Origin of the sequence: Streptomyces sp. SID14478, from assembly GCF_010548525.1 — a bacterium.
Taxonomy (GTDB): Bacteria; Actinomycetota; Actinomycetes; order Streptomycetales; family Streptomycetaceae; genus Streptomyces.
Genome location: NZ_JAAGMG010001348.1, coordinates 1 through 7,427, shown reverse-complemented (window position 1 = coordinate 7,427; position 7,427 = coordinate 1). Strand labels below are relative to the sequence as shown.

9 protein-coding genes are annotated in these 7,427 nt (G+C 71.8%); 6 read left to right on the top strand and 3 right to left on the bottom strand.

What is annotated here, in order from left to right; genetic code table 11:
- The 3 genes from efeB to G3I40_RS42635 form a co-directional block, all read left to right on the top strand.
- Positions 1 to 1,175, top strand: a 1,175-nt coding sequence (efeB, locus tag G3I40_RS42645) for an iron uptake transporter deferrochelatase/peroxidase subunit (protein ID WP_164560159.1), incomplete at its 5' end; no start/stop codon positions are given.
- A gap of 3 nt (positions 1,176 to 1,178) precedes the next feature.
- Complete coding sequence (efeU, locus tag G3I40_RS42640) at positions 1,179 to 2,030, top strand: iron uptake transporter permease EfeU (protein ID WP_164560158.1); 852 nt, start codon at positions 1,179 to 1,181, stop codon at positions 2,028 to 2,030.
- 37 nt (positions 2,031 to 2,067) lie between these two features.
- Positions 2,068 to 3,057, top strand: coding sequence for a hypothetical protein (locus G3I40_RS42635; RefSeq protein WP_164560157.1), 990 nt, complete (start codon positions 2,068 to 2,070; stop codon positions 3,055 to 3,057).
- A gap of 46 nt (positions 3,058 to 3,103) precedes the next feature.
- On the opposite strand, the gene G3I40_RS42630 is transcribed toward G3I40_RS42635, so the two are convergent.
- Complete coding sequence (locus tag G3I40_RS42630) at positions 3,104 to 3,826, bottom strand: bifunctional DNA primase/polymerase (protein WP_164560156.1); 723 nt, start codon at positions 3,824 to 3,826, stop codon at positions 3,104 to 3,106.
- Positions 3,827 to 3,963: 137 nt separating this feature from the next.
- On the opposite strand from G3I40_RS42630, the gene G3I40_RS42625 reads away from it, so the two are divergent.
- Positions 3,964 to 4,815, top strand: coding sequence for a glycerophosphodiester phosphodiesterase (locus G3I40_RS42625; protein ID WP_164560155.1), 852 nt, complete (start codon positions 3,964 to 3,966; stop codon positions 4,813 to 4,815).
- Here G3I40_RS42625 and G3I40_RS42620 read toward each other — a convergent pair.
- Positions 4,784 to 5,458 (bottom strand): TetR/AcrR family transcriptional regulator, encoded by a 675-nt coding sequence (locus tag G3I40_RS42620; RefSeq protein ID WP_164560154.1) that lies wholly within the window; start codon positions 5,456 to 5,458, stop codon positions 4,784 to 4,786. The two genes, G3I40_RS42625 and G3I40_RS42620, sit on opposite strands and share 32 nt — an antisense overlap.
- A gap of 142 nt (positions 5,459 to 5,600) precedes the next feature.
- On the opposite strand from G3I40_RS42620, the gene G3I40_RS42615 reads away from it, so the two are divergent.
- Together G3I40_RS42615 and ddaH are read left to right on the top strand one after the other, a co-directional pair.
- Positions 5,601 to 5,786: a DUF6243 family protein gene (locus G3I40_RS42615; protein ID WP_164560153.1), complete on the top strand. Its 186-nt coding sequence runs from the start codon at positions 5,601 to 5,603 to the stop codon at positions 5,784 to 5,786.
- Between the two features lie 99 nt (positions 5,787 to 5,885).
- Positions 5,886 to 6,728: a dimethylargininase gene (ddaH, locus tag G3I40_RS42610; RefSeq protein ID WP_343245204.1), complete on the top strand. Its 843-nt coding sequence runs from the start codon at positions 5,886 to 5,888 to the stop codon at positions 6,726 to 6,728.
- A 9-nt stretch (positions 6,729 to 6,737) separates the two neighbouring features.
- On the opposite strand, the gene G3I40_RS42605 is transcribed toward ddaH, so the two are convergent.
- Positions 6,738 to 7,427: small ribosomal subunit Rsm22 family protein (locus G3I40_RS42605; RefSeq protein WP_164560152.1), on the bottom strand; the 690-nt coding region annotated here is incomplete at its 5' end.

The following is a 7,427-nucleotide window of genomic DNA, read 5'->3' as shown; positions in this document are numbered from 1 at the left end:
CCGCGGGCGGCGCCGTCGCGCTGAACCGCTCCGACGGCGACGACATGCAGCCGGCCGGCGAGTCGGGCGGCGCGGTCCCGTTCCACGGCACGCACCAGGCCGGCATCGCGACGGCGGTGCAGGACCGGCTGCACTTCGCGGCGTTCGACGTGAAGACGGACGACCGCGAGGAGTTCGTGCAGCTCCTCAAGGACTGGACGAAGGCCGCCGCCCTGATGACGGAGGGGCGCCCGGTCGGCGACGGCGCGTACGGCGGGCTCGCCGAGGCGCCGCCGGACGACACCGGTGAGGCGCTCGGCCTCAAACCGTCCCGGCTGACGCTGACGATCGGCTTCGGCCCCTCGCTCTTCGAGGCGTACGGGAAGAAGTTCGGGCTCGCGGGGAAGCGGCCGGCGGCGCTGGTCGACCTGCCCAGGTTCCCCGGCGACAACCTCGACAAGGCGCGCTCCGGCGGCGATCTGTGCGTGCAGGCCTGCGCGGACGATCCGCAGGTCGCCGTGCACGCCATCCGCAACCTGGCCCGGATCGGGTTCGGCAAGGTCGCCATCCGCTGGTCCCAGCTCGGCTTCGGCAAGACGTCGTCGACGACGCCGGACGCGCAGACCCCTCGTAACCTGATGGGCTTCAAGGACGGCACCCGCAACATCGCGGGCACGGAGACGCGGCGGCTCGACGCGCACGTGTGGGTCGGGGACGACTCGTGGATGAAGGGCGGCTCCTACCTCGTCGCCCGGCGGATCCGGATGAACATCGAGACCTGGGACCGCACCTCGCTGCAGGAGCAGGAGGACGTGTTCGGCCGTGACAAGGGCGAGGGCGCGCCCGTCGGCAAGGCCAAGGAACGCGACGAGCCGTTCCTGAAGGCGATGAAGCCCGACGCGCACGTGCGGCTCGCGCACCCGGACTCCAACCACGGCGCGACGATCCTGCGGCGCGGCTACTCGTTCACCGACGGCACGGACGGCCTGGGCCGCCTGGACGCGGGGCTGTTCTTCCTCGCGTACCAGAAGGACGTGCGCACGGGGTTCATCCCGGTGCAGCGGAGCCTGTCGGCGGGCGACGCGCTCAACGAGTACATCCAGCACGTGGGTTCGGCGGTGTTCGCGGTGCCGCCGGGCGTGCGCGACGACAGCGACTGGTGGGGCCGCGGCCTCTTCGAGAAGGCGGAGGCGTAAGGAATGTTCGCCAACTATCTGATCGGTCTGCGGGAGGGGCTCGAAGCGAGCCTCATCGTCTGCATCCTCGTCGCGTACCTGGTGAAGACGGACCGCAGGGACGCCCTGAAGCCGGTGTGGCTGGGCGTCGGCGTGGCCGTCGTCGTCGCGCTGGGGTTCGGCGCGGGCCTGGAGTTCGGCTCGCAGGAGATGACGTTCAAGGCGCAGGAGGCGCTCGGCGGCTCGCTGTCGATCGTCGCCGTGGGCCTGGTGACGTGGATGGTGTTCTGGATGCGGCGCACCGCCCGGCACCTGAAGACGGAGCTGGGCGCCAAGCTGGACACCGCGCTGCAGGCGGGCACGGCCGCGCTCGTCGTCACCGCGTTCCTCGCGGTGGGCCGGGAGGGCCTGGAGACGTCCCTGTTCGTGTGGACGGCGGTGCACGCCACCAGCAACGGCACCACGGAGCCGGTGGTCGGCGCCCTGCTCGGCCTCGCCACGGCCGTCGTGCTCGGCTGGCTCTTCTACCGGGGCGCGCTGCGCATCAACCTGGCGAAGTTCTTCACGTGGACCGGCGGCATGCTGGTCGTCGTGGCCGCGGGCGTCCTCGCGTACGGCTTCCACGACCTGCAGGAGGCCGACTTCATCGGCGGTCTGAACACCCTGGCCTTCGACATCAGCGGCACGATCGCTCCCGACGGCTGGCTGGGCACGCTCCTGAAGGGCGTCTTCAACTTCCAGCCGGACCCGACGGTCCTCCAAGTCGTCGTCTGGCTCGTCTACTTGGTGCCGACGCTCGTCCTCTTCTTCGCACCGGCGGGACTGCTGTCCCGCTCCCGCAGGGGCGCGGCACCGGCCCCCTCCTCTTCCCGGTAGGGTTCGGCCCCGGGAAGGGGAAGGTGAAGTCAACGTCATGAGCGAGGTCAGGAACAGGCTCGGCAAGCCCGCCGCCGCGGCGGCAGCGGCGGTCGTGCTGTCCCTCACGGCGAGCGGCTGTGTCACCGTGCACGGCGAGCTCGAGGTCGTGCCCACGACCACGAAGGCGGCGGCCGCACGCGCCCTGGACGTCTTTCTCACCGCGTACAACAAGGCGGACAAGACGTACGACCGGGACGCCGACGCAAAGTACGTCACCGGGGCGCTCGGCGCGATCGACGCGGCCAAGCTGAAGGCGGGGCACACGGTCAGCCCGCAGGGCAACCCGAAGCACGCGCCGCTGAAACTGACCGACACGAACTTCACGATCCCGAAGAAGGCCGGCTGGCCGCGCTGGTTCCTCACCGACAGCGCGAACAACCGGGTCGCGAACTCCCGCTGGGTCATGGTCTTCACCCGCAACGCGGAGAACGAGCCCTGGGCGGTCTCGTACCTGACGCTGTTCGGCAAGGACGGCGTCCCCGAGCTCAAGAAGGACGCGGACGGCTTCGGCGAGGCCGTGCCCGCCGACGCCAAGGGGCTCGCGATGCGGCCGCGGGACCTGGCCGGGAAGTACACCGCGTACCTCAAGTCCGACGACGACGCCGGGTTCGCGGCCGGGTCGTACACCTCGCAGTGGCGCGCGAACCGCAAGAAGAACGAGTCGCGGCCTGGCCTGTCCACGCAGTTCATCGACGAGCCGCTGACGTCCGGCGACTACGCGCCGCTGGCGCTGCGCACGAAGGACGGCGGCGCGCTCGTCTTCTTCACCTTGCGGCGCTACGAGAAGCAGACCGCGTCGCCCGGGAGCGATCTGCCCGGGATCAGCCCGAGCGTGAAGGCGCTGATGACGGGTGACGCGAAGCAGTCGGCGACGTACGGGTACGTGGCCGGCCAGGTGGCGCTGGACCCGGCGCGCGGCGCTGCCGGGGACGGGGTCAGTGTGCTGAGCCGGGTCGAGGGGATCACCACGGCCGAGGGGGCGTGAACCCTCACGGGGCCGCGCCCCGGCCCCGCCTCCGGCGAACCGCTTCCTAGGGCCAGGCCGAGGTGAAGTCCGGTTCCGCTCCCGCGTGGCGGGCGCAGGCGTCCGTGAGCGCCTCCAGCAGGGTCAGCGGGTCCGGCAGCGGGTGTTCGGGGCCGCGGACCCAGTCCACCGAGCGGTCGGCCGGGAGGCGGGCCGGGGGGACCAGGACGTAGCTGCCGCGGCAGTGCCAGCGCAGGCCGGGGTGCTCGTCCATCGTCTCGGGGTGGCAGTCCAGCTCGCAGGGCCACCACTCGTCCTCCTCCTCGGGCGTACCGCGGGTCGCCGTGAAGAAGAGCATGCGGTCGCCGCCGGACGCGGCGACGGGACCGACCTCGATGCCGCTCGACAGGAGGCGCTCCAGGGCCTCGCGGCCGGCCTCCAGCGGTACGTCCAGGACGTCGTTGACCATGCCGGTCGCGGTGATGAAGTTGGCCTGCGGCTGGTGCCGGGCCCAGCGCTCGATCTGTCCGCGGTCCGTCGTGGACTGGGTCTGCCAGGCGAAGGAGACGGGGTGCCGGCCGGGTGTCGGGCAGCCGATGCGGTTGCACGAACATCGGTAGTCGGAGGGGTACGCGGCCGGTGCGAGCGGCAGTCCGGCGCCGGCGGCGGCGAGCAGCAGGGATTCGCGGTCCGCGTCGACGGGCGTCTCCTTGGGGCCCCGGGCGGCTCTGAGCCACCGGGAGAACCTGCCCAGACCCGAGCGTCCGCTGTCGCCGTGCTCCGCGCCCATCTATCCCCTCACCATCGCCGTCATGCCGAGTACCGGATGAACCCCCGGACCACCATGGTCCCACCATCGCGCTTCGGGAGAGGCCACTGGGTGTCATTGCCTGATTTGCGGGCATTTGTGGGCCTACCGTGTTCGCCATGGTCACTCTCGCCACCAGGACCGCACCGATCGTCGGCCTCGCCGGCGTCCTCTCGCTGACCGCTGTGGCATTCGCGCCCCCACTGGAGTGGGGCAGCGGCCCCCTCACCGTCGAGTCCCTGCCCCGCGTCACGTACACGGCGCACCGCGGCGGCGCCCTCGAAGTCCCGGAGAACAGCATGGCGGGGTTGTCGGCCGCCTTCGAGCGGGGCACCGCGCAGGTCCTCGACTTCGATACGCGGATGCTGCGCGACGGCACCCTCGTCGTGATGCACGACGCGACCCTGGACCGCACGACCGCCGCCGGCGGCAAGGTCCACGACCTGGACCGGACGCAGTGGCAGGACGTGCGGCTGCGGCCGAAGGCGTCGCTGCCGGGCAGCTGGCGGGCGGAGCGGCCGCCGACGGTCGCGGAGGTGCTCGACCGGTTCGGCGGCCGGATCGTGCTGATGCTGGAGGCCAAGGACCCCAAGAGCCTCAAGGGCCTGGCGGGACTGATCCGCGCCCGCGGCCTGACCCGTTCGGTACTGGTCAACTCCAACCGTCCGGCCGTCGCCGCCGACGCGCACCGGCTCGGCCTGATCTCCCAACTGTGGCGCTCCGCACGGCAGATGAAGACCGACCGGCCCGAGCGCTGGGCCGGCTACGTGGACGTCCTCGACATGGACTACAAGGCGCGCGACGCCGATCTCGTCCGGGCGGTCAGGTCAGGGGTGCCGCGGGTGTGGGCGCACACGGTGAACACGCCGAAGGACCGGGACCGGGTGCTGCGGCTCGGCTGCAACGGCGTCATCACGGACGCGCCGGGGCTGCTGGCGGCTACTGCCGTGCGGGCTTCGGCCGCGCGCTGATCCCGTAGAGGGCGTACTCCACGAGCGCATCGGCATAGGCGTGGTCGAGGGGGCCCGTGCTCTGGAGCCAGCGCTGGGCGAGCGGTCCCGAGAACAGGTCGCGGGCGATCACGGGGTCCACGTCGGCGCGGACGTCGCCCGCGTCCTGCGCGGTGCGCAGCCGGGTGGCGTACAGGTCGAGGCCGGGCATCAGGAGCTTGGCGACGAACTGCTCGGCGAACTCCCGGTTGGCGAGGCCCTCGGCGGCGAGCGCGCGGGCCGGGGCCTCGAAGCGGGAGTCCCTGAGCTCGTCGACGGTGGCGCGCAGCACCAGCTTGAGGTCGGCCTCCAGGTCGCCGGTGTCGGGCAGGCCCGCGGCATCGATCGGGGCGTCCGGGTACTTCTCGGCGGCGGCGTGCGTGTTCTGCTCGTTCAGGTCGACGAAGGCCTCCATGAGGACCTCGGCCTTCGAGCCCCACCAGCGGTAGATCGTCTGCTTGCCGACCCCGGCGCGGGCGGCGATGCCCTCGATGGTGGTGCGGGGGTAGCCGATCTCGCCGACCAGCGCGAGGGCGGCGTCGTAGATCGCGCGGCGGGAGCGTTCGCTGCGGCGCGCGGAGTCCGGGGGCGTCTTCTTCTGGGCGTGACCGGTCGTGGCTGACATGGTTCGAATGTAGCAGCGAGCGAGGCGAGACGTTCCGTCTCTCCAGGGGTTGACAAGACGATACGTCTCGTTCAAAGTGGAGTCCGTCAACGCGGCGAGACGATACGTATCGTCAGGTGGAGCGACCCGAGAGGAGTACGACATGACCCGAGGTGGAGCAGGCGGCATGCTGGGCGTCGGCGGCACGCGGAACAAGCTCTCCCGCAAGGCGCTGCGCGGCGGCGGCCGGGGCGGACAGGTGGGCGGCTCCGGTGTCGATCCGGTGGCGCAGAAGCGGGAGTTGCTGCGCAAGTTGCAGGAGAGGCGCGGCACCGACAGCGCCTCGTGATCGCGCACGAGCGTGAACCACCCGTTCGGTTCACAGCCCGGAGGGCTCCTCCGACCGCACCATGGGCGCAACAAGCCCTGCGGTCGTGAGGAGCCCTCGTTGCGTAGTCCCTACTCCGGGTCCTTTGGCGAACGTCGCGCCACACCCCGGCGCTATCTGATGTGCCCACCGGCACACTTCAAGGTCACGTACTCGATCAATCCGTGGATGGACCCGGCGAAACCCGTCGACGTCCCCCTCGCCGTCGCCCAGTGGGAGGACCTGCGCGACCGCTATCGCGCGCTCGGCCACACCGTGGAGGTGCTCGCCCCGCGGCCCGGACTGCCCGACATGGTCTTCGCCGCGAACGGGGCGACCGTGCTGGACGGACGGGTCCTGGGTGCCCGGTTCGCCCATCCCGAGAGGGAGGCGGAGGCGGTCGCCCACCTGGAGTGGTTCCGGGAGCACGGGTACACCGAGGTGCACGAGCCCGTGCACATCAACGAGGGCGAGGGGGACTTCGCCGTCACCGCGTCGTACGTGCTCGCCGGGCGCGGGTTCCGGGCGTCGCCCCTGTCGCACGGCGAGGCGCAGGAGGTCTTCGGCCGGCCGGTGATCGGGCTCGATCTGGTGGACCCGCGCTTCTACCACCTGGACACGGCCCTGGCCGTGCTCGACGACCGCGCCGACCAGGTCATGTACTACCCGCAGGCGTTCTCGGCCGGGAGCCGGGAAGTGCTGCGGCGGATGTTCCCGGACGCGCTCGTGGTGGACGAGGCCGACGCGATGTCCTTCGGACTGAACGCGGTGTCGGACGGGCTGCACGTGCTCCTGCCGCAAGGAGCCATCGGGTTGTTCGCGCCGCTCAGGGAGCGGGGGTTCGAGCCCGTGGGGATGGATCTGTCGGAGCTGCTGAAGGGGGGCGGGAGCGTGAAGTGCTGCACGCTCGAACTCCGTGACTAGAAGCGTGCGCTAGCGCGGCTGCGTCCAGCCGTCGCCCCAGTCCGCGTCTCGGGCCTCGCGGTACAGCGCCCCGTGCTTCTTCGTCACCGTCACCCGGTTCAGGCCGCCCTCGGTCTCGCACAGGTCCAGGAGCACCTGGCCCTTGCGGATCTGGGGGCGGCGGACGATGCGGGCCGGCGGGGGCTCGGGCAGGAAGCGGGTCGCCACCACGTACGCGAACTTCTCGTCCTCGTACGCCAGCGTCCCGCCCTTGACCCGGCGGTGCAGCGAGGAGCGGCTGACCCGGGCCGAGAAGTGGCACCAGTCCGTGCCGGGGACGATGGGGCAGGCGGCGCTGTGCGGGCAGGGGGCCGCGATGTGGAAGCCGGCCCCGATCAGGCGGTCGCGGGCCTCGATGACCCGGGTGTAGCCGTCGGGGGTGCCGGGTTCGACGACGACGACGGCGCCGGTGGACGCCTCGGCCGCCGCGTCGACGACCGCCGCGCGGTCGGCGTCCGTCAGCTCCTTGAGGACGTACGAGACCGTGACGAGGTCGCCGGCCGGGAGTCGCTCCCCGGAGCCGATGCGGCCGCGCTGCCAGCGCACGGACCGCGCCAACCCCTGGTCCGCGGCCGCCAGTTCACTGCCGAGCTCCAGTGCGGGCCCGGACCAGTCGAGGACCGTGGTCGGGCGCGCCCCGGGCAGCGTCTCGCGGGCCGC